A 22,122-nucleotide genomic window follows, 5' to 3' on the forward strand; every position below is an offset into this window, starting at 1 on the left:
TTACTGAAATAGGATGATCGGCTACTTCCGATCAACGAGCCGGGGTGCTCCATGAGCCACTTAGGACTCGTGTACGACCTGAATGGACTCGCCAGCCTTCAAGGGGCGTGCGGCTAGTCGATCCAGTTCCTCGCCGAGGTAGTAGCGCTCACGATCGTCAAGCTCGGGGTGAGCGAGCTTGTACTTGATCGTCCGCATGGCCGGTGTGTCGGCCGGCTCGTCGACTTTCGTGCCTTCGGTCTTGGTGGTCCAGCCCATGACCTCGAACGGCCGTGACGCGTCGATCTTCAACGTCGCGCAGAACTGCATCATCTTGTCCATGGTGGGTTTGCGGCCGTTGGGGCTGTCCCAGGGGACTTCCCAGCCGTGCACCGTTGTGCGCCCGACCTTGGACTGCGCGATGGTCTTGAGCTTGCCCCAGCCTTCGGCCTTTTTGAAGTGCAGCCAGACGCTGTCGAGCCAGGTTTTGAGCTGGGCTCGGCGTACGTCGTCGCTGAGGCTGTCGCGGTTCGCCACGTTGCAACGATACGTTCCAAACATGGAACGCCGTCCCCATCTGCGAGTTTGTTCCCGCTGACGGAACGACGGCTTCTGCCTGCCGGAACGGTCCGGATCGCTGTAGATGACCTGTCTCATGAGGGCAGCCTAACGTTCGAACGGTGTAACGAAATATCCTCCGTTCGGACTATCTGGTTCCGTCTACGGAACGTGCTAACTTCGTTCCATGAGCGGAACGTACGTAGTGACAAGTTCCGACGACGGAACCCCACTGATCCTGTGGCCCATCACAGCGGTGGCGCAACAGGTCCGCCGCCACCCCAAGACCGTTTACGACCACGCCCGAGGTGGGCGCCTGGTCCTCACACGGCACGAGGGGCGGACGTACGTCGAAGCGAACGAACTGGCCCGTTACCGGCACACATTCACGGAGGTGGGGGAGTGACCCATCCATCTGGTCCTGCTGGACCGCGACCCAATCCCGGCACCCCGAACCCGTCCGAGGCAGATGCTCGTGCGGCCTCGATCCGGGAAGCGGTTGCGAAGGCTTCCGTCCCTGATGACATCGCGGACAAGGTCCTCAGCCTGTTCCGGAACGTTCGCGCCGCTTGATCTTCCCGGTCGGGTCTTCCCTCCCCACCCGGCCGGGATCACAACTCCACAGTGGAAATGAACCCCTAAAGCCCCCCGGCGGCAACCGGGTAAGGCGGGTTGAGCGCGGGAGCTTTTTGTCTCCCTTTTCCCTTCCGTGCTCCCCGTCTGGGCCGGGACCGCCTGTCTTCCGCAGGCGGTCCCCACAAACGGGGGTGGTCGGCACCCTCCTGCGCCCTACGAGGCGCAGCGCCGTCCACCCCTCTACGCAAGGGCACAACATCTCGTGGCGTGAGTCGTGCTCTGGGGCCGTTTGAGACGCAGACGGCCCCACCTAAGCCCCCGCCTTGGGCAGGCGGGTCGGCAGACCGGATCCAGGGGTTTCCGGTCAGCCACAGCGGTTGACGCGCGGTTGTGAGGCTGCGCTCCCGCACACGGGGCCGGTGCTGTTGGGCACGGCATCGGCCCCACTAGACGTCCCGGACCTGCCGTACCCGGCGAAGAGGTACTGCGGCGGGTCTGGGAGCCAAGTTCGGCCCCGGTGAGCGAACACCGAGGCCGAGAAGCACAGATCCACTCCAGCGAAAGGAAAGATCATGCAACGCCAGCCTAGCAACACTCCCGCACTACTGGCCCGTGCGCGTTACATCGCGGACGTCGCCGCCAACGCGGCCGTAACGAAGTACATGGAAGCCCTCATGCACGCCGACGGTCTCCCGTTCAAAGGCATCTCGTGGAGCCTCGAACAGCGACCCGGCGGGGGCGACTACCTGATCGGCCACGTCGAGGCCGCGACACCGGACGACAAGGTCCGCGCGATCGTCGACGAGTACGCGGAAGCGTTCCACAGCCCGGACGCCGGGGTGGGCGAGAGGCCCCACGGTGACCCGAGCTCGGGACTCAGGGAGTACGAGGCGTCGGGTCTCGTCATCGCTGGCGCACCCGCCTCAGTGATCTGGGGCGTTCTCGGGTACGGGCTCGGTGAGTCCAGTGAGTGACGCGATGGTCGCCTACACGCAGGCATGGTCCCGCATCGACGGGCTCCCCGAGATCGAGTTCGCGTCGCACACCCACCGCCACGGGCACGCCGGTCACATCACCGGCCGGGCCTCGAACGTCTCGCAGGTTGAGGCGTACGCGCAGGCATGGGCCGGGCGGGTCGTGACGGCCCCGAGTGTGCTCGGTACGCGGGTTATCGCGTCGTGCCGCCTCGATGGTGTCCGTGTCGTTGTGTCCGCGTACACGGGTGGTGGATCCGGTGAGTAGCCCGACGACGGTCACGTACTCCATGTGGGACCGGTACATCGACACGTTGGACGCGGTCCTCCACGACCAGCTCCAGCACTGCCCCAACCGGACTGACACCGACGGCATGAAGACGTGGACGACCGGCGCCGGCTACTGGCTCGGCCTGGAGCGGGTCACGGGTCACGTCGTGGCGCTCACTCCTCACGGGGGTCGGCTGGTGGACGTGTGGCACCCGGATGCGGATCACATCGTGCAGTACCTGCGTGTCAAGGGCTGGCCTGTGGATGGTGCGTCATGACCCCCGTGGAGCTGGCTGAGAGCCAGTACGTGGCAGCAACACAGGAGACCCGGCGGGCGGTTCGTTCGCGACTCCAGGTGGAGATCGCTGGGGCTGCTGCGCGTCAGCAGACCACAGGGCACGCGATGTTGATTCTCAAGGCTGAGGCGGGTCTCTGCTTCTTCGTGGGCTGCCGCGAAGCCGTGGACATGGAGTACTGCGACGCGCACCTGACGGAGGTGGCGGCGTGAGCATCTACGAAAACGTCCCCATGACGGCCTACGAAATTACGTGGGCGTCGGGGCACGTCGAGACCATTTGGGCTCACCAGGTGTCGTGGCCGAACGCCATGCAGACAGGCATGCGCGAAATGTTCGCTACGACAACCACGGAAACGCGTGCCTTCGAGCCGAAGGTCCAGTTCATGGGCGAGGTCGATGGCCGCTGGGTGCTGATCCTGTCGGCATGGGAGTCCGACATTCGCACGATCCGCAACAGGGTCACCGAGGACCACATTGGTGGTGCGGCGTGACTCTCTACCTGATCGGCTTCGTCGCGTTCTGCTTCGGTGTCACGGTCGCTCTCGCCGCGCTGATCGATCCGGCGTGCCTGGGTCTGGGTGAGGGTCCGTCTCCTGCGGAGCGTGCCATCAGGTGGATCCAGTCGAAGCTGACTGCCCCTGCCCCTGAGGTCGTCGAGTACGAGGGTCGGCACCGGGCGGTGACGTCGTGAACGCGCACGCGTGGGTCGCGGTTCTCGTGCCCCTGTCTCTGCTCCTTACTGCCGCTCTCGTGCTTGTCGCCCGTCGCGGATCGACGTGGAAAGCCGCGTTCTGGTTCCGAGTCAAGGACGAGCAGGCCGCGAACCGCCAGACCCCGAACAGTCCTTCTCTCTACGAGCAAGCGATTCGGGAGGTGCGCCGTCATGCGTAGCGCTCTCCTCATCGCCACAGGCGCCGTGGGTGTCGTTGCTGCGGCTGTCCTTCTCATCGCGGTCAGGTACGCGGGTCCCGCTATCGGCCAAACCATTCGAGACCTCACAGAGGAGGCACGCCGTGGATGACCTCCTGAACGGTGTCACGTCCTGGTACGGGACGGCGATGTGGCAGTGGCTCGGTGACCACGCCGGGTGGGTGCTGGTGTTCTCGATCGGTACCGCGATCCTCGGGGTCGGTCTGGTGGGGATGTTCTCCCGCCGCCCGATCGAGGCGGATGTCAGCGACTACACCGAGGACGGTGAATCGTGACTCCTGACGCTTGGGTCATTGCCGCTTCCGGGATCGGTGGAGCCGCGCTCCTCCTGGCCTGCATCGGCCGGAAACGGATCCTCACCTACCTCAGCGATCTGGGGCGTGCCGGGTACGCGGGGATGGTCCTCAGCCCCGCACACATCCCCTCACTGGACTGTGGCTGCGACTCCTGCCACTACGCGACCCTGCCGGCGGGAGTCACGACACCCGCTGACAGGTACCTGATCGATGAGGCACGGGCCCTGACCGCAAGGGCCGGGGAACTCGAACTGTCTGCCACCGAGCTGGAGGCCGCGAATCAGCGGATCCGGGACGCCATCGCAGAACCGTGCCCCGTCGACTGCCTGTGCCTGGAATGCATCTGGACGGCTGTTGAGGACGCTCACGGTCCCTTCCATCCGGACATCGGCTGGGAAATGGACTACGACGACGCGGATCAGTTCGACGAGATCGTGTGCGCCTACTTCGACTCCGAAACCCAATGAGCTTTCCCTTCATCCGGGCGGTCCTTCCTGGTTCGTTGGACCGCCCCCACAACAAGGAGACACAGTGAGTCACTTCACCGTTCTTGTGACGCTGCCAAAGGGCACCGCTCACGACAAGGTCGAAGACACCATCGGCGAAATCCTCGCCCCCTATGACGAGAACACTGAAGTCGAGCCCTACCGCGAATACGAGGACGGCGGACCTGAGGAGTTCTGGTGGGTCAAGTCGGTCCGCCAGGCCGTGCAGGATCTGCGAGACGGTACGGGCATCAAGCCGTACGACCCGAACCTTCTCGGATGGTCCACGGCTGCGTCGACGCTGACGGCTGATGAACAGCGGGCCGACCTTGTCAAGGAAGCGGACTGGTCGTTCCATCTCGGCGAGAAGCCGACGTGGGAGACCGTCGCCAAGCTCTATACCGAGCGATACAGCTCGGAGGAGTCCTCTCGCCTCTACTACGACGCTGACAGCGACCGTGCCTACACCCTCACGACGTACAACCCTGAGTCCAAATGGGACTGGTGGAGCATCGGAGGCAGGTGGCACAAGTACTTCGTTGCCACACAGGGCACCGACGCTTCTGCTCTCATCCACGGCCGTCCCGGTGCGTTCGGTTCCACCGCCCCGGACCAGTTCGGAACCGGTGTCACCTGTGACGGTGGCATGCGAGGGCTCTTGGACCTCGACGCCCAGCGCGACAAGGACGCCACCGCAGCAGCCGAGCGGTTCGACGTGTGGGACCGGATCTGTGAGAAGACTCCGCCGGCGAGGTCGTGGAGCGAGTTCAGCTCCCTCGTAGAGATGGGGATGCCCATCACGGAGGCGCGTACCGAGCACTCGGCTCAGCCTCGTGTGGCCTTGGCGCGGAAGGAACTGGACAGCTGGGGTTGCCCGGTTGAGGAGTTCTTCAGTGGCCGTGAGGAGTACATCCTCCAAGCCCGGCGGGCCGCTGTCCCCGGCTATGCGCTGATCACTCTCGACCGTGAATGGGTCGCTCCTGGCCGCATGGGCTGGTTCGGGATGTCGTCCGAGGGTCCGGGCGAGAAAGAAGCGTACCGAATCGCCGTGAACACCTATCTCGATGGTCTCGACCCTGAGGCATGGGTCGTCGTCGTGGATTGCCACATCTGATGGCTGACACCGATCCCCGACCGTGCCTGTCCACAGCGGAATGGCATCTCCTCTGCTCGCAACGGTTTCAGGCTGGCTGGGCCGCGCAGGCAATCAGTACAGCCGCCCGTGACGACCTCGTACGCCAGATGGTGGAGGACGCCTACCGGCTCGGACTCGCGAAGGGGAAGACCAATGGATGACGCGCGGACCGAAGCGGTCATGCAGATCTATGACGAGGTGTTCGAAGAGTTCACGCGCGACGTGATCACCGAGGTCATCAAGCGCCGCCGCGAGCGGACTGCGATTCCTGACGCTGAGTACTGGACCACTAATCGCGACCTCGACCCGAAGGACTGGCCGTGGTGAACGGACTCACCCTCGAACAACACGCCGCTCTCTTGGAGCGCATCGACTCCGGGCGCGTCCAGACCCTCAAAGGCATGGCCCACCTCGAAGCGTGGGACGTTCGCCGGCACCTCATCCACATCTTCGGGCTCGGTGGCTACGACCAGGAAATGCTGGAATGCAAGCTGGTCCACGAGTCGTCAACGAGTAAGCCGAAGAAGGACGGGCAAGGCACGTACCTCGCGCACTCGGTGATCTACACCGTCTCACTGAGGCTGATCGTGAAAACCCCCGATGGGGCCCCGATCGCGCACTGGGATGAAGCCGCATCTGGTGCGTCGATGAACCAACCGAACCTCGGGGACGCTCACGACAACGCCGTGAAGACCGCTGAGTCGCAGGCGTTGAAGCGGTGCGCAGTGAACCTCGGTGACCAGTTCGGTCTGTCCCTCTACAACAACGGCTCCCAGTTGCCCGTGGTGAAGAAGACCCTCGTGGGGCCCGAGTCGGTCGCTGAGCGCCTGTTCAACCGGGTCCTCGACTCCGACAGTGGTGACGTCCTGAAAGCGACGTGGAGTGAACTGCGGGTCCTCCGGGACTACGGGGTCATCGCTGAGGACAAGGCGAGCCAGCTCCGTGGGCACATTGAGGCTCGCGGTAAGGAGCTTGGGATATGACCGCCCCGTCGACCGCGAACGAAGTGGTCCTCCAGCTCGCGTCCCTCTCCCGCGAACTCGACACGACCGTCTCCCAACTGGAGAAAGCCGACCTTGACTCTGTCGACAAGCGGTCCACGTTCGATATCGCGTTCTCCCGGGCGTTCCTTGAAGCCACGGGCGCGATGGACATCCGGAAGCACACGGCTGTCATCGAGACCGCGCAGGAACGCGTGAACGCCGATGTCGCTGACGCTCTCGTGAGGCACCTCCGTAGGCGCATCGACGCCATCAAGACTCGCATCGAAGTGGGCCGGTCCTACTCGGCTGCGATCCGCGCTGAGCTTTCCCTGAACGGAGTCCACCAGACATGAAGGAACTAGCGAAGACCGTCTTGGTCGCCAGCCTCGCTGCCGCTGAGTACGAGAAGGTCGCCAAGTCCGGGAAGCAGGAGATCGAGCAGCAGTTCATCGAGTCGGGTACTGACCGGTCGACGGTCAAAGACTCGGCTGGCATGAAGCTGGGAATCGTCACGTACGCGCAGGGACGGACGTCCGCGTACATCGCTGACGAGAAAGCGTTCCTCGCGTGGGTGGAGGAGAACCACCCGTCCGAGATGGTGCGAGTCATCAACCCCGACTTCAAGACACGTCTCCTCTCTGCTTGCACGACTGCCGGCGAACCTGTCGACCCGTCCTCGGGTGAGGTCGTGCCGGGTGTGGAGATGACGCAGGGCCGCCCGTACGTGAGTGTCCGGGGCTCCAGTGAGGGCAAGGCCCTCATGTCCGAACTGATGGCCCAGCACGGTCTCCCCGAGATCGGGGGCGGGTCATGACGTTCACACCGAAACGCACCGGCGACAACCGGGCCAACCAGCACCCGATGCACAAGTGCCTCCTGTGTGCTGACGACAAGTGGCACCCGGGCGGGCTGATCACGATCGACCGGCACATGTCCGCGTGGCATGACCTCGCGACATACACGGTGTCCGACACGGACTCCACGGACGGCGCCGACGCCCAGCTCAAGAGTTTCGCTTCGAACGCGTTGTACATGACCCGGGATGGGGGCCCGCAGTGATGGCCCGCCGCAACACCGGACCGACCCCGGCGACGGTCGAACTGGTCCTCAAGCGCGACAACCGGATCTGTCGCCGCTGTGGGTGCGAGGTGTACGGGGAACGCGGCCGGGACTGGGTCCTGCACCACCGCCGCCCGAGGGGCATCGGTGGGACTCGCCGGCCCGAAACGAACTACCCGTCCAACCTGGTCCTCCTCGATGCGGTGTGTCACGCGAATGTCGAGTCGCAGCGGGAAGTCAGTTACCACGACGGGTTCCTGGTGCACCAGTACGACGACCCTGAGCGGACCGCTATCAGTGTTGCTGCCCTCGGGGAGTACCGGTGGGTGTACCTGTACGCGGACGGGACTGAGGGACCGGATCACCCGCATGAGCGGGTCACAGTCCTGGACGGGCGGTTCCAGCAGGCGTCTCCGAGTGTGATCGAACGGCTCTTCGCGTATCACGCGGACAAGCTCGCGGCGGCGGCCGAGTCCGCGTCGGGCCTCGTTGAGGCGGAAGAGACGTACACGGAAGAGGCCGCGTGATGGACCAGTGGACTCTATGGATGAACGCTCCCGCCCCGTTCATGAACTCGAATGACCGTCTGTCGCGGTGGGAGAAGGCTCGACGTACGAAAGCGTGGCGGTCGAGTGCTTTCCTGCTGGCGCGAGTGAATCACTTGCCTCAGGGGTTGGAGCGGATCCGTGTCGACGCGGTCTTGTACTTCACGACCGCTCGGGACAGGGACACCTCCAACTATGAGCTGACTTTGAAGCCGATTGTCGATGCGCTCGGCCCCGACAAGTCGCGTGTGTCGAAAGACAAACAGGGCCGCTTGAAGCGGGTTGAGGCACCGGGTTGGGGTGTCATCCCGAACGACACACCGAAGCACCTGTCCGGGCCTCACATCGTCCTGGATGAGATCCCGCTGGGCGACGTCTTGTCGTTCGGGAAAGTCCAGCTCACCATCACCGATCTAACCCCCACTGTGGAGAGTGCAGCATGACCACTGCAATTCGGATCCTCGTTCTCCTTCCGCTGGCGATCCTCTCCGGGGCATGGACGTTCATGCTCACGGTCGGTGTCCTGCGCGGCGAATGGGTCCACAACCTACCGACTCTCGGGTACTGGGACTCGGTACTCATCACGGCCACCGCATCGGCCGCGCTGTTCCTGAAACTCCTGTGGGGCGAGATCTCGGAGGCGATGGACAAGTGACGACTCTTGATGTCGACCAGTGGAACCGCCCCACAACACCTGAACAGTTCCAGCAGTTCCTGAGTGACCTCCTGACGGCGTTCGCCGGCTCCGGCTACGACCTCGGTACATGGGGGCCCATCGAATGCCTCAAGGCCGTTCTGGCGTCGCGTGAACTCCTCGCGGAGATCGTTGAGGAAGGTGCCGAGGAACTAGTTATTCGTGCCCGTGCCGCTCAGGTCCGGGCGGAAACGGATCTGGAGCAGATGCGCAGAGAGTGCGTGGCCCTCCGGGTTCAGGTTGAGGCGAATCGGATCGCGGCTAGCCCGTGGGAAGCAGAGGACATGTGATGGCTGGACTCTGCTCGACTCCCGGGTGCGGTAACTGGTGCCCGACTCTCGCTGACCCGTGCGAAGCGTGCCGTCAGCGAGAGGCCGAAGCGGCACGTGTGAGTGCCGCGAAGGTCCGCCGTGTTGGCCGGGCTCTGTGCTGCTCGACCGACGGGCACGTGCAAGGCGACGTCGTCGACACCCTCGATGCGCTCATATCCGCCGAGCTTCACGACCTGGCTGACCTCCGGGCACTGCGCGAGTACCTCGACGTCGTGGACCTTGAGGCGCCCTTCACTGACGACGACGAAGAGGAGAAGGCCGATGCCTAAGCAGTGGGCGACACCCGCAGAGCCCGACCGGAACGTGTGGGGCGTCTACGACGACGACAACTACCGGTGGACACGTGGCCATGGCGGCACCGATGCCGAACCCATGGACCACTGGAACAGCCTCGTTGATGGGCCGCTGCTCTGGCCTGAGCTGGTGTACCGGTACGGCCCGCTGACCGAAGTCACTGCTGCTGACGAAGCCGCGCTGATCGTCGCGCTCGCCGAGGACGGAGACCCCGATGCCTGACACCCCCATGACCCCCGACCTCGTCTGCGGGTGCGGCGCGAGCGACATCCCCGGAGTGACCGGGTGCAGCGCCGAGTGCATGCAGCCTGCTCCGACCATGCCCCCCGACCTCGACGCGATCCGCGAGCGGGCTGCCGAGGCGCCTGACAAGACCTGGGCCGGACATCCCGGAGAGCGCGTAGACGCTCAGCTCAAGCAGTCGCAGGCCGACGTGGCCGCCCTGCTCGCGTGGGGCGAAGGCCTCGCGGCGGAGCTGGCCGAGCTGCGCCGGGACTACGAGGTCCAGGTGGACGGCGCCGACGCCCTGCGTGAGCAGCGGGACCAGGTGCGCGCCGAGATCACCCGCCTGCGCCCGATGGAGACCGCGCTCGCCGCCGAGCACGCCGCGCCGGAGGCGGCCGAAGCGGAGGTGCAGCGACTGATGTCCATGGCTCGCAAGCTGGCCACCGAGGCGCGACGTTACAAGCGAGAGCGCGACGAAGCGCTTGCTGTGGCTGGAGCGTGCACCGAGCACTCTGGGCACGGGTCGCCTTGTGAGGACGACCCGCTAGGCGGAAGCTGCGCCGCTGCCCGCCCCACCCGTGCCGCACTGGACGGGGGTGCGTGATGCGCCCGTACGACGCGATCCTCGCGACCTCTTCGGACAGGCCCCCGTTTCCCAACGGCTCCTCACACGAACGGTGGGTCCCGTCCTGGTGTGAACGCTGCGGCCACGACCGGAGCCTCTACATCGACGGTGGCTGCCCGATCGCGTTCGTTGCCTGCGAAGGCCGCACACCCACCGAATGGGTTCGTGACGGGGACGGGTACACGTGCACGGAATTCGTTGAGGATCGCGGCTGGGACACCCCGGTTCCCGAGCCTGAACCGGACCCGGCGCAGGGCTCCCTGGACGGCTTGATCGACCTGTACGCCGCTGACCTCAAGCTGGAGGTGGCGGTGTGATGGCGAAGCGAATCCAGAGGAAGCGCACCAAAGGGTGGCGCATGCCCACTGATGCGAAGTATGTCGGTCGGCCCGCAGGCTGGGGAAACCCGTTCGTTCCAGGTGGCCTGTTTAGGTTCGCAGAGAACGGCGAACTGGTGATGGGCGTTATGGGGTCCTCCCGTGACTCAGCGGTCGCCATGTTCCGCCGCTACCTCGCAGCACGCGTCGACCTGCACGAGCAAATCCGCTCGGATCTGGGCGGTAGGGATCTTGCATGTTGGTGCCCGCTGGACCAGCCGTGCCACGCGGATGTCCTCCTGGAGATCGCTGCGGGAGGCACCCCGTGACCCGCTACGAAGCCGTGTGCCTGCTCGCTAAGCGCCGCAACGAACTCGGCATCCCGCAGAGAGTCATCGCCGAGGCGACCGGCGAATCAGTGCCCCTGGTCTCCCACTGGGAACGCGGCCGGAAACCCATCCCCGACAGGTCACTCAGGATCTACGCCGAAACCGTGGGTGTCGTCCTCGAATGGCCCGGTGCGTCATGACCCGCGAGTACCTGATCGGCGCACTCATCACCGCTCGCCGGCGAAGGGGCATGTCTCAACGGGACCTCGCGTCGCGTCTGGGTGTGACTCAGGGCTGTGTCTCTCAGTGGGAGCAGTCGAACCGGAACCTCACGATCGACCGGCTCTGCGAATGGGCCGACGTCCTTGACCTTCACGTCCAGATAGGAGGTGACCAGTGAACGTCTCTGAACTCCTCAACGCCCTCCGCGCCGTCAGGGTCCAGAAAGGCATCCTCGCCAAAGACACCGCCAACGCGTTGGGTGTCACACCCACGAGCCTGCGGGACTGGGAAACGGGGCGACACATGCCCTCCCTCGACCGGCTCGTGAAGTGGGCCGCGTTCCTCGGTGTCGAGATCGCCCCTGCCAGTCCAGACGCCCGTGACGCTCTCAGACCCCGCGTCGACGACGACCCTGACCAGCGCGCCGAACGCCTCCTTGGTGCCGTGTTCGCTGCCGCTATCGAGATCCACGACGAAGACCTCACCGTTGTTCACCGGCGCCTCACGGGGCGAACGAAAGCGGACCTCGTGTCGATGCTCGTCCTCGCCGCCGCTTGTATCCCACCCGAGTCGACACGGAGAGACCTCCTTTCCTGGTGGACAGGGGCAGGTCTAAGGCTCGCGGATCTGGTGTCGACGTGCTCGTGGTGCCACTCGTATTTCGGGCGGGCGAGGGATGACCGTCCCCGCGCGTACTGCACCCCGGAGTGCAAGATCGCGGCCCGCCGGGATCGACGCCACTTGAGGGCGGTCGCCGCGTGAACATCATCGACGCACTCCGCCTGGCCCGCGAACGGCGCGGCATCTCAGGCACCGAACTCGGGCGCATCGCGGGGGTCGGGAATGGCCAAATCCGACGCTGGGAGTCCGGTGATGAGGTTCCCGGTTTCCTGGGCCTGGAGAAGTGGACCGCTGCACTGGGCCTGAGGTTGACGGTCGTTCCGGACTCGGCCCGCAAGTCCCCTCCTGCCCGCATGTGCGGGTCCTGCGAGTGTCGCCCTGTGTCGCCTCCCCGGACTCGTTTCTGTAGCAAGCGTTGCGCGCGGACAGCGGCGGCCGAGAGGGCTAGTGCGATCTACCTGAGGAAGAAGGCCCAGTCGTGACCTATCAGGACTACATCGACCAGCCGCAGACCCTAGAAGCGGCCCTGGAGGTCATCCGCCGGCTGAGCGTGGAACGGGACCAGCTGCGGGCCGCGAACAAGGAGATCGACGCGGAGATGCGCCTCATGGCGGTCGAAGCGATCGGCGACATCGGGCAGGCCATTGAGCGAGACGCAGACCTCGAACGCGCGAGGACCGTCGCCGTCGCCCTGGAAGGCGAACTGGCGTTCCTTGAAGAAGCCCTCACCGACTGGGCACTCCATGCGATTGAGGTTCTGAAGCTTCCCCACGGGGATCGTGACGAGCACTCCACGTGGGCCGACAACTCCGACGGAGCGTGGAACGTGCGGCTCTGGTCGTACGCCGAGGCCCTGTCCGCGATCCAGAAGACCTCGATCATGCGCGTCATCACACGCCTCGAAGCAGGCGGTGAGACGTGAGACGGAAAGGCAGCGCCACCTGCAAGGCGTGCAAGAAGAAGGCGTACGCGACGTTCCAGATCGTCGCCCGAGTCGCGATCCGCTGCACCCAGCGAAGCGACCAACCCATCCGGTACTACCGCTGCCCCAACGGCATGGGCTGGCACATCACGTCCAAGCCCCAGCGAAAGAGGACAAGGCTATGAGCCCCGAACTGAAGAACCTGCTCAGCCAGTACGCGGCAGACAAGTCCGTTGCCGTGTCTGCCCTCATCGACCTCGTGGCATCGGCTCGCCAGCTCAACCCTGACCTGTCGGATCAGGAGTTCGTGACCGTCGTGACGGACGTGTTCTTCCCGATCGTCCACCAGGCGCTTAACGGGGAGGTGTCCTTATGCGGATCAGGTCAACGAAGCCGGAGTTCTGGCGCTCTGAGCGGATCGCGTCCGTCTCGTGGGACGCCCGACTGGTCCTGAAGGGCCTTGAATCCTTCGTCGACGACAACGGCGTGGGCAAGGACGACATCGCCCTCATCGTCGGCGATCTGTTCCAACGGGACCTCGTTCGCGAACCTTCGCGAATCCTCGCGAGAGTGTCCGAAGCCATTTCCGAGCTTCATATCGCCGGTTTGCTGTGGCGTTACGACGCTGCGGGCACTGCTCTGCTGTACATCTCCTTCTGGGATTCAACCCAGCGCGTCGACAAGCCACTGAAGGGGCGTTTCCCCAGGCCAGACGGCACGATGAACTACAAGGACTCCGTCATTCGCGAGCACGACGGGAACATTCGCGAGGATTCGCGAGAGGTCTTGCCTGGAACAGGGGAACAGGGGAACAGGGGAACAGGTACTTCTTCTTCATCCGCTACGCAGACGAAGGCGACTGAAGAAGCGAAGCCTCCTGCAAAGAAGCGCGTGAAGAAGCCAGGCGACGACGATCCGCAGTGGCTGGAGTTCTGGTCACTCGTTCCACGTAAGCAGGGCAAGACCGAAGCACGCGGCGCATGGCGCAACGCCATCAACGGAACCGGCGAGTACGAAGGCGAACCGATCCCCAAGACCGACCCCGCCGTGATCATCGAAGGCATACGCCGCTACGCCGTCAGGATGCGCAGCAACCGCACCGAGTACAAGAGCATCAAAATGCCGCAAGGCTGGATCAACGGTCGCCGCTGGGAAGACGAGGACGACCAGCCAGCACCGCCCGTGCAAGTCGACATCTGGGCCACAGCACCGGCCCAACGCTCCGACCTGTGGGGGAGCGAAGCGGCATGAGGGACGTCCTCCACGAACTGATCATCCCCGCCCTCGACAACGTCAAGGCGTCCGGTGCTGGCTACATGGCCCGCTGCCCCGCACACGAAGACAGCAAAGCATCCCTCGCGGTCGGACCCGGCAAAGACCAGCCCGTCGTCTTCTACTGCCACGCGGGATGCACCTCAGATGCGGTCCTTGCCGAGTTCGGGCTCACATGGGCGGACCTGTCCAACCCGAAGGAGGACAAGCCCTCCAATGTTGACGACTGGACCCCCGCCGGCCCGGCCATCGCGATCTACGACTACCGCGACGAAGACGGGAGACTCCTGTTCCAGGTGTGCCGAACCGCCGCGAAGGAGTTCCGGCAGCGGGTACCCGACGCCGCGTCAAAGAAGGGCTGGCGTTGGTCGCTCGGTGACACGCGCCGGGTCCTGTACCGCCTTCAGCAGGTCATCAAGGCCGTAGAGGAAGGCCGCCAAGTCTGGATCGTCGAGGGCGAGAAAGACGTTCACGCACTCGAAACCGCTGGGATGGTCGCCACGTGCTCGCCTGGTGGTGCCGGGAAGTGGAAGACGGCCTACACCGAGCACCTACGTGACGCGGTGATTGTGATCGTCGCCGACAAGGACAAGCCCGGGCAGGCACACGCCCGGCAAGTGTGGGACTCGCTGGTTGATGTCGCTGACTCCATGCAGATCCTCGAAGCCGCCGAAGGCAAAGACGCCGCAGACCACCTGGGAGCGGGTCTCGGGCTGCACCAGTTCGTGCAGACCCGCACCAGCGAGGAACCACCCAAGCCCGAACTAGCAATGGACTTCTGGGACTTCATCCATCAAGCCGACGAGCCGTACAACTGGCTCGTTCCCAACGTCCTTGAGCGTGGGGACAGGTTGATCCTCACCGGGCCCGAGGGTGGCGGGAAGTCGGTCCTGATGACTCAGCTCGCGGTGACCCTCGCTGCGGGGGTGAACCCGTTCTTTCACACCGAGACGATCAAGCCCGTGAGAGTCCTCGTCATCGACTGCGAGAACTCCGAACGCCAGTCGCGCCGCAGGTACCGGAAGCTCGCCGAGATCGTGGTGAAGCAGGGCCGGCGGTTCCCCCCAGGAATGTTGAGGCTCCTGCACCGGCCCGAAGGCATCGACCTCACCAAGCCCACCGACCGTGCATGGCTCATGGAACGCGTGATGGCTACACGCCCGGACGTGTTGTTTCTCGGCCCCTTCTATCGCTTGCACAGCGCCAACATCAATGACGAGTTGCCGGCGCGCCAGGTCGTGTCGGTTCTGGACCAGGTTCGCACCGCAGTCGATTGCGCATTGATCACCGAGGCCCACGCGGGGCACGGCCCGGCAGGTCAGGTCCGGTCACTGCGTCCGGCGGGTTCGAGTCTGTTGCTGCGGTGGCCTGAGTTCGGGTTCGGTCTGCGCCCCGAAGGTGAACGCCGCCTAGGTGGCCGCCCGATTGATATGCGGGTCGAGCCGTGGCGTGGCGCTCGCGATGACCGCGCCTGGCCTTCGTACCTGACCTACGGGGATCCGGGTGACTGGCCATGGAAGCCGTCCTTCGGTGTCCCTGCTGACCCGAGACATGTGGGACCTGTCGTGGATCCCCGCCTGTCCGCTGCTGCCCTCTCGAAAGGAACCCAGCCGTGACCTGTCACGAGTTCGCTATCAACCTCCATGACCTGACTGCGGACCAGCATGCCCGCCTCATCAACCTCCTTCAGGAGCTTGGGGAGCTGGTCGACCCGAACCCTCTCGTGTCGTGGCGTGTTGACCCGGATGGGTGCCTGCACTGCCGGCCGGCCCGCGAGGATCTGCGTCCTCTACCGGCGTTCGAGCGCGCGGTGTTGGGCGGCTTCGTCGCGGAGCACACCGTGAACGGACAGGTGGACATCAACGCCGGGGAGGGACCGTGAGACTCCTGGACCTGTTTTGCTGCCAGGGCGGTGCGTCCGCCGGCTATGCCCAGGCGGGCTGGGATGTGACGGGCGTCGATATCGACCCGCAACCCCGCTACCCGTACATGTTCGTTCAGGCCGACGCGATCGAGTACGTGAAGGCCCACGGCCACGAGTTCGATGCGATCAGTGCGTCTCCGCCGTGCCAAGCGCATTCGAAGGCGCAGCGGATCATGGGCCGGGAGCATCCGAAGCTGATCGCCCCGGCCCGTGAGGCTCTGATCGCGACGGGCCGTCCGTGGGTGATCGAGAACGTGGAAGAGGCCCGGCCGGAACTGGTCGACCCGGTGATGCTGTGCGGGGTCATGTTCGGTTTGAGGACGTACCGGCACCGGTTGTTTGAGACGGGTGGCGGGTTCGCCTTGGACGTGCCGGCGCATCCGTTCCATTCGGTGCGGACGGTGAAGATGGGCCGGGCTTTGACGGACCGGGATTTCTATCACGCTGTCGGCAACTTCAGTGGGGTGTCTCTGGTGCGTGAGGACATGGGGATGCCGTGGGCGTCGCGTGAGGGCCTGCGTGAGGCGATTCCGCCGGCGTACGCGGAGTGGATCGGCCGCCAACTCCTTGAGTGGGTGTCCCGGTGATCCGTGTGAGCATCCCCGTTAACGCGCCTGTGTGCCTCATGGGACGTGTATCGGGGTCGGGTGTGGGGCTCGGGTGGGGTCCGGGGCGTAGAGGACCGCTCAGGGGCTCAGTCGACGTGGACTCCCGTGCGCTTCTTTCCACCCATGAGTCGCGCTTGTTCCTCGATGTACTCGCGCCGGAAGATCCATGCGCCGTTCCCGTCCGCGCGCCGTCCTTTGAGCTTTCCGCCGTCGGCGAGCTTGACGACCATCTGCCGGGACCTGCCGAGGATTTCGGCTGCGCCGGTCGCGGTGACGACTTCGGGCAACAGGTCGTCGGGGTCGGGTGTGGGCACAGGCATGAGGGTATCGGTCGGGTGGAGTCCGATCGTCCAGAACCGAGTGTCCGTGTGGCTATAACGCATCTAGCTGCTCCTTGAGGTTGCGTTTCGTCAACCTCAAGCGTACGCTAGGGGTACGCCCAAGAACCACCGAAGGAGCCCGCCACGAACAGGCCGAACGAAACGCCCACGGTGATCTTCCACAATTCCGCAACTTGCGGATGCCCGATCTGCGCGTTCAACCGCAGGGTCGAGGCCAAGATTCGCGCGAAGTCCGCCCCGAAGACGTAGACCACCCCGCCGGGGCGGACACCCGCCCCAGCCAACCCCGAGAGGAGCCCACGATGGACCCGATGACCCGCTTGACCCGTGACGAGTACATGGATCTGCTGCTGGCCCGACAGGCTGAGTGGGTCGCCGCGAATCCCCTTGAGGAGGCCGCTGCCGCGACGATCGCCCGCATCAAGGCCGAGTACCCGGATGCGAACCCGCAGATCAACCTGCGCCACCGGCCGCCGCTGCTGGAGTGGTTTATCTGCGAGGGTGACGAGAACCTCGTGGACATCGCATTTCTGGAGCCCGAGCCGCAGCCGAAGCGGGACCGGAAGCCGCGCGTCTACCGGTCCGCTGTGTCGCTACGGGATGAACGTAACCGAGTGCAGGCGCAGATGGATGCGATCACCGGTGACGACTGCGGAGATATGGCGGTCGTGAACCTTTCCCCGAATGCTCGGTCCCGCGCTGCCCGTCGTGCTGGTGTCCGCCGTTTCGCGAAGCTTGACCGTGACCTTCAGCGTTTCACCGAGTTGAAGCGCCGCCTTGACCGACTGAATGGTCGGATCGCTGCTGCTGAAGCGCGTGAGTCCACTACTACAGATTCTGCCCAGACCTGCCCCGAATGGACTGCCCGATGAGCACCGTGAAGCTGACCGCTGACATGACCGGTGAGTACGCCCGGATCCTTGCCGAGGACATCGATGGTGACCTAGGTCGGAAAGACGTATTCGATGCGCACAGGGAGACGAGCATGTTCGGGGACAAGGAGCAGGTCCCGTCGTCGCACATGTTCGCTCTGTTCCATGTTCACCGGGCGATGTTCGATGTTGCGTCGGATCTGGGTGGAGTGATCGATTTGTCTCGCATGGATGAAGCCGGTGTCCGGTTCGTGCTGGGGGTGGAGTGATGCAGACCGTCCTGGATGGACTTGACACGGTTCCGGCCACCGAAGGCGCACCGGAGGTTTCACTTCGTGAGCTGCTGCGGGTCTTGCATCGACAGGGTGTTGTTCTGTCTCGTATCCGGCATGCGATCCCGCCTCATCACGTGGCTGGCTGGTCCGCATCTGGTGACGGTTGGTATGGGCACGTCTGGCAGTTGTCGGAACTGTTCCGTCCGGAACTGCGCTGGCAGGTGTTCCTGTCTCGGATGGGGGGCACGTTTGATCATCCGGCGAAGCGGTTGGGCTTCCAGCGCCATGTGACGGTGGGAACTGTGATTGAGGGGCTTCGAGAGGTTGGCTTCCAGTCCGCCGGAGCTGCCCGGTACACACAGGACGGAGAAGGCAATGGCGCGACCTAGGCCGTGGAGTCCCGGGAAGGGCTTCCAGGATCTCGACGCGAAGGGCAAGCTGCACAATCGGCTGTGGATCTGGCAGCGCTACGGGAACACCGTCACCCGGTTCGTGGTCGTTGTCTGCGCATGGTCCGCGTACCCCGCATGGGACGGCGGTGAATGGGCCGAGGACGAACTGTGGACTGTGGATATCCGCAACGACAACAGCATGTTCTACCAGTTGCGTGACAAGCAGCAGCGGATCGTTCACTTGCTTGACCCGCCAGATGGAGTCCTTGGTGACGATGGACGCCCGTTCTGGGATGGCGTGATCATTGACCGCCGCCCTTTGCCTGTTGAGCTGGTTCGCCAGCGGGCACGGAATGAGGCTGACTACTGGGTCCGGCGTGACCGTCGGCGTCGGCAGGCGCGGCGTGCTGGCCTGTTGTGGCCGACTCGGTTGACCCAAGGCTGGGACTCTCGTACCGCCCTCTAACCCCACGAAGGAGAACCATGTACAAGCACTTCTACGAGGAAATCCCCGCCTACTACGCAGTCCAGCGAGTCTGGGCTGAGTTCGACCCTGACGGCGAAACTGTCGTGTCGCTCACGATCTCGGAGCTTCCTCCCTTTGAGTACGTGACCGATCCTGTTCGTTGGGCTGCGGTTGAGGTTCAGGAGTTCCGGTTCACCCGCTCCACCCTCGGTGAGGATTGGGCGCTGAAGCTGAAGAGCCATGCGACCCCGTTTAAGTACGACTGGTTCTGCGTCGGTGATTCGCTGCGCAAGGATCTGATGGAGATCGTGGAGCGGGCGCATGCTGCTGAGTGACCGTGACTTGCGTGGGGCGGTCGCTTCCGGCCGCCTCACCCTGGACCCGTGGACACCTGAACTGGTTCAGCCGGCGAGTGTGGATGTGCGTCTGGACAGATGGTTCCGGGTGTTCAACAACTCGCGGTACACGCACATCGACCCGTCTCAGCGGCAGGACGATCTGACTCAACTCATCGAAATTCAGGAAGGTGATCCTCTTGTTCTTCACCCCGGAGAGTTCGTTCTCGGGAGCACTCTCGAAACCGTGTCCCTGTCAGCATCGCTCGCCGCTCGCTGCGAAGGTAAAAGCTCCCTCGGTCGTCTCGGGCTCCAGGTTCACTCGACCGCCGGATGGGTGGACCCGGGCTTCTCAGGACACGTCACGTTGGAATTGAGCAACGTCGCGAACCTGCCGATCACGTTGTGGCCGGGTATGCGGATCGGGCAGTTGTGTGTGTTCCAGCTCAGCTCCCCGGCAGAACACCCCTACGGCTCGAAGTCCATCGGCTCCCACTACCAGGGTCAAGTCGGCCCGACCCCTTCAAGGACATATGACGGCTGGCGTGTCTGGCCGACCCGAAAGGAAACGACATGATCAAGCACCCCAACACGACCGTCCAGCACGCCGCTGAGGCCCTTTGGGCTCGCGACTACAACGGGATCACCTGGGACGCGGACCGCTTCTCTACGACGGCCCGGGAGGGCTACATCGAGGACGCCGCAACGGCGGTCGTGAGTGGCTACCGCGAGCGTGCCGAGCACTTCGCCCAGTTCGAGTCGTCGGAGGCTCGCATGTTCACGCAGATCTTCAACGGATGGGCCGACGACATTGAGTCCACCGAGTGGCGCTCTGCCGGGTAGGGCCGTCTGGCTCTCAAGGAAGGAACAGACATGAAGCGATCCGTCACCGTCCACGATGGCGCCTACTCACACGATATTGTGCCGCCGTCCCTGTTCATTGCACCGACCGAGAGCCGGGTTGGCGTGAAGGGCGACTTCCATGGCCGTGAGTGGCCCGCTGAGGTCCTGTCAGCCGCTGATGAGTACCTGACTCGGCTCGGCTACATGCGTACCACTGAGTGGACGATGGCGGACCGTGAAGCGTCCGCCGAACTGGAGGAAACGCGATGACTGACCGCCAGTTCACGGCCGAAGAGAAGGCATGGATGGAGCCCGCGTGGGAGTCGGCGTGGGTCGAGTTCAAGCGCATCGGGTCCGCTTCCACTGTGGAGGAGAACGCCTGCCGTTGGCGTGTTGCTTCGGCCGCTGTTGAGGGTTTGCTGGACAAGTACGGCCCGTCTGCCGGTATCGCTGAGGAAGGAACCCAGACATGAGCGGCCGGGAACGCACCTGCGCCAACTGTGACCACGGCACAGGGCTCAACCCTCACGGTGCGCCCACACAAGACCGTCTCTGCAATGCCTGTGACGTGGCGAAGCGCATCGAAGCGGAATGGAAGACCACCCGCTCTCGGTGTTCAACCGCGCTGGAGCGTATGTCCTATGACATTGCATCGAGGTCGGGTGAGGTCTGGCCTGAGGGGTTCGACCCGGAGAGGGTTCGGGCGTTGCTTTTGATGGCGCACAGGGCTCTCAATGTTTACAAGGCGGTTATCAAGTGAGTGACCATCCGTCTGTTACTGCCGCTGTGGATGCAGTGATCGCCCGGGAGTTGCCGTACAACCCTGACGCGGGCTCGAAAGCGACACGGAAGCAGTACACGGCCAAGACAACTACGGCTCTGGCTGCCGCGTTCCGGGAACGGGCCGAGCATGCCGTTGAGACGTGCGACGTGAAGTGGTTTTCCGACAGCTACGACCCGCTGCTCAGCAAGGTCGGCGTCGACTGGGGTCCGTGCGTCGAATGCGATGAACTCGCGGACAGGCTCACGAAGTGGGCTGACGAGATCGAGGCCAGCCGTTCCGCCGGCCCCACAGAGGAGATCAGCAATGAAGCGTAAGTGGAACCGGCTCGATTCGAAGGCCAGCCTTGTGCGGGACTTGTACCGGACGGGTCGTGCGGTGGCTGAGGACCCGTGTGGCGCGTGGGGTGGGTGTGTCCTCCCGGCGGGTCACAACAGGGGTCGTGCGGATATCCCGGAGAACCACATTCAGGCGGAGGAGATCAGCAATGGGAGCTGACTGGGATGCCGCGTTGAGGAACCGGCTCGCGTACGACATGGCGAAGCGAGACGAGGAACGCATTGAGGGCATCACTGCCCTCGCTGATGAGGTCGGGTTCGACAGGGACGACATGACGCGTGATGAGTTGCTTGAGCTGGCTCGGTGGATTGAGGGCGAGGACGTCGATGAGTGAGGTCGAGACCCGCACCAAGACCGAGTGGGCTGTGTTCATCCCGAGCGCCGATCCGCCACTGAGCATCCTGTGCGTAGATGAAGCCGACGCCCGCCGTGAATTGTGGGTGTTCATCGAGGACCACCCGGGCGCGTACATCAAGTCGCGGACGATCACAACCACTGTCTCCACTACCCCATGGGAGGAAGTCCAGTGACCACCGACGCCCACATGGACCGGTTCGTATCGAACCTCAACGAGCACACCGACGGCCACAACACCGACGTGATCCACGCTCTCGGGCTCTTGGTGGACACGTTGAAGGCGTCTTCGTGTGGCGGGTTCTGGTGTTGCGCACCGAATGACATCACGTCGAGTTTCCTGCTCGCCGCGAAGGAAAGGCTGGAGGTCCAGCCGTGACCCCGATCGTGTGGCACTACGTGAAGTCCTTGAAGTGGTCGACGGTCGGGCACAGCGAGAAGCCTGTGGTCCGCATCGTCTGCAACTGCGACCACTCCACAGGGGTCACAGTGTTCCCCGACGATGCCCCCGAGGCCCGCCACAAGGCACTCACCGAGGTCATTGACGACCACACCCAGCACTGCGAGGACGCGGTTGCTGAGCGGTTCATGAAGCGAATCAGGGCGCTGGAGTCCCATGATGCCTGACCTGAACCGCCGGCGAACGAAGGA

At 64.3% G+C, this 22,122-nt stretch carries 48 protein-coding genes; 46 read left to right on the plus strand and 2 right to left on the minus strand.

The genetic code is table 11. The annotated features are described in order from the left end of the window. Positions 1-60 precede the first annotated feature (60 nt). Positions 61-636 (minus strand): hypothetical protein, encoded by a 576-nt coding sequence (locus AB0I28_RS12260; protein ID WP_357492434.1) that lies wholly within the window; start codon positions 634-636, stop codon positions 61-63. Positions 637-1,685: 1,049 nt separating this feature from the next. Between AB0I28_RS12260 and AB0I28_RS12265 the strand changes: the two genes are divergently transcribed. From AB0I28_RS12265 to AB0I28_RS12420, 32 genes are all read left to right on the plus strand, one after another. Beyond that, on the plus strand, positions 1,686-2,087 hold the full coding sequence (locus AB0I28_RS12265) for a hypothetical protein (RefSeq protein WP_357492436.1): 402 nt from the start codon (positions 1,686-1,688) through the stop codon (positions 2,085-2,087). Positions 2,088-2,347: 260 nt separating this feature from the next. Beyond that, positions 2,348-2,635, plus strand: a complete 288-nt coding sequence (locus tag AB0I28_RS12270) for a hypothetical protein (protein WP_357492438.1) — start codon at positions 2,348-2,350, stop codon at positions 2,633-2,635. After that, positions 2,632-2,865, plus strand: coding sequence for a hypothetical protein (locus AB0I28_RS12275; protein ID WP_357492440.1), 234 nt, complete (start codon positions 2,632-2,634; stop codon positions 2,863-2,865). The genes AB0I28_RS12270 and AB0I28_RS12275 overlap by 4 nt, the downstream gene beginning before the upstream one ends. Beyond that, complete coding sequence (locus tag AB0I28_RS12280; RefSeq protein WP_357492442.1) at positions 2,862-3,146, plus strand: hypothetical protein; 285 nt, start codon at positions 2,862-2,864, stop codon at positions 3,144-3,146. Before AB0I28_RS12275 ends, AB0I28_RS12280 begins: the two co-directional genes overlap by 4 nt. Next, positions 3,143-3,346 (plus strand): hypothetical protein, encoded by a 204-nt coding sequence (locus AB0I28_RS12285; protein WP_357492444.1) that lies wholly within the window; start codon positions 3,143-3,145, stop codon positions 3,344-3,346. Before AB0I28_RS12280 ends, AB0I28_RS12285 begins: the two co-directional genes overlap by 4 nt. Before the next feature lie 322 nt (positions 3,347-3,668). Continuing rightward, a complete protein-coding gene (locus AB0I28_RS12290; RefSeq protein ID WP_357492446.1) occupies positions 3,669-3,860 on the plus strand; it encodes a hypothetical protein in 192 nt (63 codons plus the stop codon). Beyond that, a complete protein-coding gene (locus AB0I28_RS12295) occupies positions 3,857-4,348 on the plus strand; it encodes a hypothetical protein (protein WP_357492448.1) in 492 nt (163 codons plus the stop codon). The genes AB0I28_RS12290 and AB0I28_RS12295 overlap by 4 nt, the downstream gene beginning before the upstream one ends. A gap of 64 nt (positions 4,349-4,412) precedes the next feature. Continuing rightward, entirely contained in the window at positions 4,413-5,480 is a 1,068-nt protein-coding gene (locus AB0I28_RS12300; protein WP_357492450.1) for a hypothetical protein, read from the plus strand. Positions 5,481-5,654: 174 nt separating this feature from the next. Next, entirely contained in the window at positions 5,655-5,828 is a 174-nt protein-coding gene (locus AB0I28_RS12305; RefSeq protein ID WP_357492452.1) for a hypothetical protein, read from the plus strand. Continuing rightward, positions 5,822-6,484, plus strand: a complete 663-nt coding sequence (locus AB0I28_RS12310) for a Rad52/Rad22 family DNA repair protein (RefSeq protein WP_357492454.1) — start codon at positions 5,822-5,824, stop codon at positions 6,482-6,484. The genes AB0I28_RS12305 and AB0I28_RS12310 overlap by 7 nt, the downstream gene beginning before the upstream one ends. Continuing rightward, a complete protein-coding gene (locus AB0I28_RS12315) occupies positions 6,481-6,837 on the plus strand; it encodes a hypothetical protein (RefSeq protein ID WP_357492456.1) in 357 nt (118 codons plus the stop codon). Before AB0I28_RS12310 ends, AB0I28_RS12315 begins: the two co-directional genes overlap by 4 nt. After that, positions 6,834-7,298 carry a hypothetical protein gene (locus tag AB0I28_RS12320; RefSeq protein WP_357492458.1) on the plus strand — a complete coding sequence of 155 codons (465 nt, stop codon included), beginning with the start codon at positions 6,834-6,836 and terminating at the stop codon, positions 7,296-7,298. Before AB0I28_RS12315 ends, AB0I28_RS12320 begins: the two co-directional genes overlap by 4 nt. After that, positions 7,295-7,543, plus strand: a complete 249-nt coding sequence (locus AB0I28_RS12325) for a hypothetical protein (RefSeq protein ID WP_357492460.1) — start codon at positions 7,295-7,297, stop codon at positions 7,541-7,543. Before AB0I28_RS12320 ends, AB0I28_RS12325 begins: the two co-directional genes overlap by 4 nt. Further along, positions 7,543-8,070, plus strand: a complete 528-nt coding sequence (locus AB0I28_RS12330; protein ID WP_357492462.1) for an HNH endonuclease signature motif containing protein — start codon at positions 7,543-7,545, stop codon at positions 8,068-8,070. The genes AB0I28_RS12325 and AB0I28_RS12330 overlap by 1 nt, the downstream gene beginning before the upstream one ends. Positions 8,071-8,090: 20 nt before the next feature. Next, entirely contained in the window at positions 8,091-8,531 is a 441-nt protein-coding gene (locus AB0I28_RS12335; protein WP_357492464.1) for a hypothetical protein, read from the plus strand. Next, complete coding sequence (locus AB0I28_RS12340; RefSeq protein ID WP_357492466.1) at positions 8,528-8,743, plus strand: hypothetical protein; 216 nt, start codon at positions 8,528-8,530, stop codon at positions 8,741-8,743. Before AB0I28_RS12335 ends, AB0I28_RS12340 begins: the two co-directional genes overlap by 4 nt. Further along, on the plus strand, positions 8,740-9,072 hold the full coding sequence (locus AB0I28_RS12345) for a hypothetical protein (RefSeq protein WP_357492468.1): 333 nt from the start codon (positions 8,740-8,742) through the stop codon (positions 9,070-9,072). Before AB0I28_RS12340 ends, AB0I28_RS12345 begins: the two co-directional genes overlap by 4 nt. 98 nt (positions 9,073-9,170) lie before the next feature. Next, positions 9,171-9,383, plus strand: a complete 213-nt coding sequence (locus AB0I28_RS12350; protein WP_357492470.1) for a hypothetical protein — start codon at positions 9,171-9,173, stop codon at positions 9,381-9,383. Next, on the plus strand, positions 9,376-9,630 hold the full coding sequence (locus tag AB0I28_RS12355; protein WP_357492472.1) for a hypothetical protein: 255 nt from the start codon (positions 9,376-9,378) through the stop codon (positions 9,628-9,630). The genes AB0I28_RS12350 and AB0I28_RS12355 overlap by 8 nt, the downstream gene beginning before the upstream one ends. Beyond that, positions 9,623-10,237 (plus strand): hypothetical protein, encoded by a 615-nt coding sequence (locus AB0I28_RS12360; protein ID WP_357492474.1) that lies wholly within the window; start codon positions 9,623-9,625, stop codon positions 10,235-10,237. Before AB0I28_RS12355 ends, AB0I28_RS12360 begins: the two co-directional genes overlap by 8 nt. Beyond that, positions 10,237-10,575 carry a hypothetical protein gene (locus tag AB0I28_RS12365; protein ID WP_357492476.1) on the plus strand — a complete coding sequence of 113 codons (339 nt, stop codon included), beginning with the start codon at positions 10,237-10,239 and terminating at the stop codon, positions 10,573-10,575. Before AB0I28_RS12360 ends, AB0I28_RS12365 begins: the two co-directional genes overlap by 1 nt. After that, positions 10,575-10,904: a DUF4326 domain-containing protein gene (locus AB0I28_RS12370; RefSeq protein ID WP_357492478.1), complete on the plus strand. Its 330-nt coding sequence runs from the start codon at positions 10,575-10,577 to the stop codon at positions 10,902-10,904. The genes AB0I28_RS12365 and AB0I28_RS12370 overlap by 1 nt, the downstream gene beginning before the upstream one ends. Then, positions 10,901-11,104 carry a helix-turn-helix transcriptional regulator gene (locus AB0I28_RS12375; protein WP_357492480.1) on the plus strand — a complete coding sequence of 68 codons (204 nt, stop codon included), beginning with the start codon at positions 10,901-10,903 and terminating at the stop codon, positions 11,102-11,104. Before AB0I28_RS12370 ends, AB0I28_RS12375 begins: the two co-directional genes overlap by 4 nt. Beyond that, a complete protein-coding gene (locus AB0I28_RS12380; RefSeq protein ID WP_357492482.1) occupies positions 11,101-11,304 on the plus strand; it encodes a helix-turn-helix transcriptional regulator in 204 nt (67 codons plus the stop codon). The genes AB0I28_RS12375 and AB0I28_RS12380 overlap by 4 nt, the downstream gene beginning before the upstream one ends. Then, on the plus strand, positions 11,301-11,888 hold the full coding sequence (locus AB0I28_RS12385; protein WP_357492484.1) for a helix-turn-helix domain-containing protein: 588 nt from the start codon (positions 11,301-11,303) through the stop codon (positions 11,886-11,888). Before AB0I28_RS12380 ends, AB0I28_RS12385 begins: the two co-directional genes overlap by 4 nt. Beyond that, on the plus strand, positions 11,885-12,229 hold the full coding sequence (locus AB0I28_RS12390) for a helix-turn-helix transcriptional regulator (protein WP_357492486.1): 345 nt from the start codon (positions 11,885-11,887) through the stop codon (positions 12,227-12,229). The genes AB0I28_RS12385 and AB0I28_RS12390 overlap by 4 nt, the downstream gene beginning before the upstream one ends. Beyond that, the gene (locus AB0I28_RS12395; RefSeq protein ID WP_357492488.1) at positions 12,226-12,669 is read left to right on the plus strand and encodes a hypothetical protein; all 444 of its coding nucleotides are present in this window, start codon (positions 12,226-12,228) and stop codon (positions 12,667-12,669) included. Before AB0I28_RS12390 ends, AB0I28_RS12395 begins: the two co-directional genes overlap by 4 nt. A gap of 181 nt (positions 12,670-12,850) precedes the next feature. Further along, the gene (locus tag AB0I28_RS12400) at positions 12,851-13,123 is read left to right on the plus strand and encodes a hypothetical protein (RefSeq protein WP_357492490.1); all 273 of its coding nucleotides are present in this window, start codon (positions 12,851-12,853) and stop codon (positions 13,121-13,123) included. Positions 13,124-13,155: 32 nt separating this feature from the next. Continuing rightward, positions 13,156-13,920, plus strand: a complete 765-nt coding sequence (locus tag AB0I28_RS12405; protein ID WP_357492492.1) for a hypothetical protein — start codon at positions 13,156-13,158, stop codon at positions 13,918-13,920. Further along, the gene (locus AB0I28_RS12410; protein WP_357492495.1) at positions 13,917-15,557 is read left to right on the plus strand and encodes an AAA family ATPase; all 1,641 of its coding nucleotides are present in this window, start codon (positions 13,917-13,919) and stop codon (positions 15,555-15,557) included. Before AB0I28_RS12405 ends, AB0I28_RS12410 begins: the two co-directional genes overlap by 4 nt. Further along, complete coding sequence (locus tag AB0I28_RS12415) at positions 15,554-15,823, plus strand: hypothetical protein (protein WP_357492497.1); 270 nt, start codon at positions 15,554-15,556, stop codon at positions 15,821-15,823. The genes AB0I28_RS12410 and AB0I28_RS12415 overlap by 4 nt, the downstream gene beginning before the upstream one ends. Then, the gene (locus AB0I28_RS12420; RefSeq protein WP_357492499.1) at positions 15,820-16,452 is read left to right on the plus strand and encodes a DNA cytosine methyltransferase; all 633 of its coding nucleotides are present in this window, start codon (positions 15,820-15,822) and stop codon (positions 16,450-16,452) included. Before AB0I28_RS12415 ends, AB0I28_RS12420 begins: the two co-directional genes overlap by 4 nt. Before the next feature lie 107 nt (positions 16,453-16,559). Here AB0I28_RS12420 and AB0I28_RS12425 read toward each other — a convergent pair whose 3' ends face one another. After that, positions 16,560-16,787 carry a helix-turn-helix domain-containing protein gene (locus tag AB0I28_RS12425; protein WP_357492501.1) on the minus strand — a complete coding sequence of 76 codons (228 nt, stop codon included), beginning with the start codon at positions 16,785-16,787 and terminating at the stop codon, positions 16,560-16,562. A gap of 329 nt (positions 16,788-17,116) precedes the next feature. Here AB0I28_RS12425 and AB0I28_RS12430 point away from each other — a divergent pair, with 329 nt between their 5' ends. From AB0I28_RS12430 to AB0I28_RS12495, 14 genes are all read left to right on the plus strand, one after another. Then, positions 17,117-17,686, plus strand: coding sequence for a hypothetical protein (locus AB0I28_RS12430; RefSeq protein WP_357492503.1), 570 nt, complete (start codon positions 17,117-17,119; stop codon positions 17,684-17,686). Further along, complete coding sequence (locus AB0I28_RS12435) at positions 17,683-17,955, plus strand: hypothetical protein (RefSeq protein ID WP_357492505.1); 273 nt, start codon at positions 17,683-17,685, stop codon at positions 17,953-17,955. The genes AB0I28_RS12430 and AB0I28_RS12435 overlap by 4 nt, the downstream gene beginning before the upstream one ends. Further along, positions 17,955-18,350 carry a hypothetical protein gene (locus AB0I28_RS12440; RefSeq protein WP_357492507.1) on the plus strand — a complete coding sequence of 132 codons (396 nt, stop codon included), beginning with the start codon at positions 17,955-17,957 and terminating at the stop codon, positions 18,348-18,350. Before AB0I28_RS12435 ends, AB0I28_RS12440 begins: the two co-directional genes overlap by 1 nt. Further along, the gene (locus AB0I28_RS12445; protein WP_357492509.1) at positions 18,337-18,819 is read left to right on the plus strand and encodes a hypothetical protein; all 483 of its coding nucleotides are present in this window, start codon (positions 18,337-18,339) and stop codon (positions 18,817-18,819) included. The genes AB0I28_RS12440 and AB0I28_RS12445 overlap by 14 nt, the downstream gene beginning before the upstream one ends. Before the next feature lie 17 nt (positions 18,820-18,836). Further along, on the plus strand, positions 18,837-19,154 hold the full coding sequence (locus AB0I28_RS12450; RefSeq protein WP_357492511.1) for a hypothetical protein: 318 nt from the start codon (positions 18,837-18,839) through the stop codon (positions 19,152-19,154). Then, positions 19,141-19,731 (plus strand): dCTP deaminase, encoded by a 591-nt coding sequence (dcd, locus tag AB0I28_RS12455; protein WP_357492513.1) that lies wholly within the window; start codon positions 19,141-19,143, stop codon positions 19,729-19,731. The genes AB0I28_RS12450 and dcd overlap by 14 nt, the downstream gene beginning before the upstream one ends. After that, positions 19,728-19,997 carry a hypothetical protein gene (locus AB0I28_RS12460; protein ID WP_357492515.1) on the plus strand — a complete coding sequence of 90 codons (270 nt, stop codon included), beginning with the start codon at positions 19,728-19,730 and terminating at the stop codon, positions 19,995-19,997. The genes dcd and AB0I28_RS12460 overlap by 4 nt, the downstream gene beginning before the upstream one ends. A 30-nt stretch (positions 19,998-20,027) precedes the next feature. After that, on the plus strand, positions 20,028-20,267 hold the full coding sequence (locus tag AB0I28_RS12465) for a hypothetical protein (RefSeq protein ID WP_357492517.1): 240 nt from the start codon (positions 20,028-20,030) through the stop codon (positions 20,265-20,267). Next, complete coding sequence (locus tag AB0I28_RS12470; RefSeq protein ID WP_357492519.1) at positions 20,264-20,470, plus strand: hypothetical protein; 207 nt, start codon at positions 20,264-20,266, stop codon at positions 20,468-20,470. Before AB0I28_RS12465 ends, AB0I28_RS12470 begins: the two co-directional genes overlap by 4 nt. A gap of 313 nt (positions 20,471-20,783) precedes the next feature. After that, a complete protein-coding gene (locus AB0I28_RS12475) occupies positions 20,784-21,095 on the plus strand; it encodes a hypothetical protein (protein WP_357492521.1) in 312 nt (103 codons plus the stop codon). A gap of 170 nt (positions 21,096-21,265) precedes the next feature. Beyond that, a complete protein-coding gene (locus AB0I28_RS12480) occupies positions 21,266-21,451 on the plus strand; it encodes a hypothetical protein (protein ID WP_357492523.1) in 186 nt (61 codons plus the stop codon). Beyond that, complete coding sequence (locus tag AB0I28_RS12485; RefSeq protein WP_357492525.1) at positions 21,444-21,647, plus strand: hypothetical protein; 204 nt, start codon at positions 21,444-21,446, stop codon at positions 21,645-21,647. The genes AB0I28_RS12480 and AB0I28_RS12485 overlap by 8 nt, the downstream gene beginning before the upstream one ends. Next, positions 21,644-21,850, plus strand: coding sequence for a hypothetical protein (locus AB0I28_RS12490; protein WP_357492527.1), 207 nt, complete (start codon positions 21,644-21,646; stop codon positions 21,848-21,850). Before AB0I28_RS12485 ends, AB0I28_RS12490 begins: the two co-directional genes overlap by 4 nt. Further along, on the plus strand, positions 21,847-22,098 hold the full coding sequence (locus AB0I28_RS12495; protein ID WP_357492529.1) for a hypothetical protein: 252 nt from the start codon (positions 21,847-21,849) through the stop codon (positions 22,096-22,098). The genes AB0I28_RS12490 and AB0I28_RS12495 overlap by 4 nt, the downstream gene beginning before the upstream one ends. The last annotated feature ends 24 nt before the right edge of the window (positions 22,099-22,122 follow it).

This window comes from Phytomonospora sp. NPDC050363 (genome assembly GCF_040655735.1).
In the GTDB taxonomy this organism is placed as follows: domain Bacteria; phylum Actinomycetota; class Actinomycetes; order Mycobacteriales; family Micromonosporaceae; genus Phytomonospora.

What these genes read in the sequence shown, in the direction of transcription:
- AB0I28_RS12360 (WP_357492474.1), top strand. Translation starts at nt 9,623, where the DNA reads ATGCCTGACACCCCCATGACCCCCGACCTCGTCTGCGGGTGCGGCGCG.
- dcd (WP_357492513.1), top strand. Translation starts at nt 19,141, where the DNA reads ATGCTGCTGAGTGACCGTGACTTGCGTGGGGCGGTCGCTTCCGGCCGC.
- AB0I28_RS12325 (WP_357492460.1), top strand. Translation starts at nt 7,295, where the DNA reads ATGACGTTCACACCGAAACGCACCGGCGACAACCGGGCCAACCAGCAC.
- AB0I28_RS12440 (WP_357492507.1), top strand. Translation starts at nt 17,955, where the DNA reads ATGCAGACCGTCCTGGATGGACTTGACACGGTTCCGGCCACCGAAGGC.
- AB0I28_RS12485 (WP_357492525.1), top strand. Translation starts at nt 21,444, where the DNA reads ATGAGTGAGGTCGAGACCCGCACCAAGACCGAGTGGGCTGTGTTCATC.
- AB0I28_RS12265 (WP_357492436.1), top strand. Translation starts at nt 1,686, where the DNA reads ATGCAACGCCAGCCTAGCAACACTCCCGCACTACTGGCCCGTGCGCGT.
- AB0I28_RS12380 (WP_357492482.1), top strand. Translation starts at nt 11,101, where the DNA reads ATGACCCGCGAGTACCTGATCGGCGCACTCATCACCGCTCGCCGGCGA.
- AB0I28_RS12305 (WP_357492452.1), top strand. Translation starts at nt 5,655, where the DNA reads ATGGATGACGCGCGGACCGAAGCGGTCATGCAGATCTATGACGAGGTG.
- AB0I28_RS12365 (WP_357492476.1), top strand. Translation starts at nt 10,237, where the DNA reads ATGCGCCCGTACGACGCGATCCTCGCGACCTCTTCGGACAGGCCCCCG.
- AB0I28_RS12320 (WP_357492458.1), top strand. Translation starts at nt 6,834, where the DNA reads ATGAAGGAACTAGCGAAGACCGTCTTGGTCGCCAGCCTCGCTGCCGCT.
- AB0I28_RS12465 (WP_357492517.1), top strand. Translation starts at nt 20,028, where the DNA reads ATGAAGCGATCCGTCACCGTCCACGATGGCGCCTACTCACACGATATT.
- AB0I28_RS12340 (WP_357492466.1), top strand. Translation starts at nt 8,528, where the DNA reads ATGACCACTGCAATTCGGATCCTCGTTCTCCTTCCGCTGGCGATCCTC.
- AB0I28_RS12460 (WP_357492515.1), top strand. Translation starts at nt 19,728, where the DNA reads ATGATCAAGCACCCCAACACGACCGTCCAGCACGCCGCTGAGGCCCTT.
- AB0I28_RS12470 (WP_357492519.1), top strand. Translation starts at nt 20,264, where the DNA reads ATGACTGACCGCCAGTTCACGGCCGAAGAGAAGGCATGGATGGAGCCC.
- AB0I28_RS12275 (WP_357492440.1), top strand. Translation starts at nt 2,632, where the DNA reads ATGACCCCCGTGGAGCTGGCTGAGAGCCAGTACGTGGCAGCAACACAG.
- AB0I28_RS12435 (WP_357492505.1), top strand. Translation starts at nt 17,683, where the DNA reads ATGAGCACCGTGAAGCTGACCGCTGACATGACCGGTGAGTACGCCCGG.
- AB0I28_RS12355 (WP_357492472.1), top strand. Translation starts at nt 9,376, where the DNA reads ATGCCTAAGCAGTGGGCGACACCCGCAGAGCCCGACCGGAACGTGTGG.
- AB0I28_RS12370 (WP_357492478.1), top strand. Translation starts at nt 10,575, where the DNA reads ATGGCGAAGCGAATCCAGAGGAAGCGCACCAAAGGGTGGCGCATGCCC.
- AB0I28_RS12400 (WP_357492490.1), top strand. Translation starts at nt 12,851, where the DNA reads ATGAGCCCCGAACTGAAGAACCTGCTCAGCCAGTACGCGGCAGACAAG.
- AB0I28_RS12260 (WP_357492434.1), bottom strand. Translation starts at nt 636, where the DNA reads ATGAGACAGGTCATCTACAGCGATCCGGACCGTTCCGGCAGGCAGAAG.
- AB0I28_RS12450 (WP_357492511.1), top strand. Translation starts at nt 18,837, where the DNA reads ATGTACAAGCACTTCTACGAGGAAATCCCCGCCTACTACGCAGTCCAG.
- AB0I28_RS12410 (WP_357492495.1), top strand. Translation starts at nt 13,917, where the DNA reads ATGAGGGACGTCCTCCACGAACTGATCATCCCCGCCCTCGACAACGTC.
- AB0I28_RS12445 (WP_357492509.1), top strand. Translation starts at nt 18,337, where the DNA reads ATGGCGCGACCTAGGCCGTGGAGTCCCGGGAAGGGCTTCCAGGATCTC.
- AB0I28_RS12480 (WP_357492523.1), top strand. Translation starts at nt 21,266, where the DNA reads ATGGGAGCTGACTGGGATGCCGCGTTGAGGAACCGGCTCGCGTACGAC.
- AB0I28_RS12430 (WP_357492503.1), top strand. Translation starts at nt 17,117, where the DNA reads ATGGACCCGATGACCCGCTTGACCCGTGACGAGTACATGGATCTGCTG.
- AB0I28_RS12335 (WP_357492464.1), top strand. Translation starts at nt 8,091, where the DNA reads ATGAACGCTCCCGCCCCGTTCATGAACTCGAATGACCGTCTGTCGCGG.
- AB0I28_RS12330 (WP_357492462.1), top strand. Translation starts at nt 7,543, where the DNA reads ATGGCCCGCCGCAACACCGGACCGACCCCGGCGACGGTCGAACTGGTC.
- AB0I28_RS12315 (WP_357492456.1), top strand. Translation starts at nt 6,481, where the DNA reads ATGACCGCCCCGTCGACCGCGAACGAAGTGGTCCTCCAGCTCGCGTCC.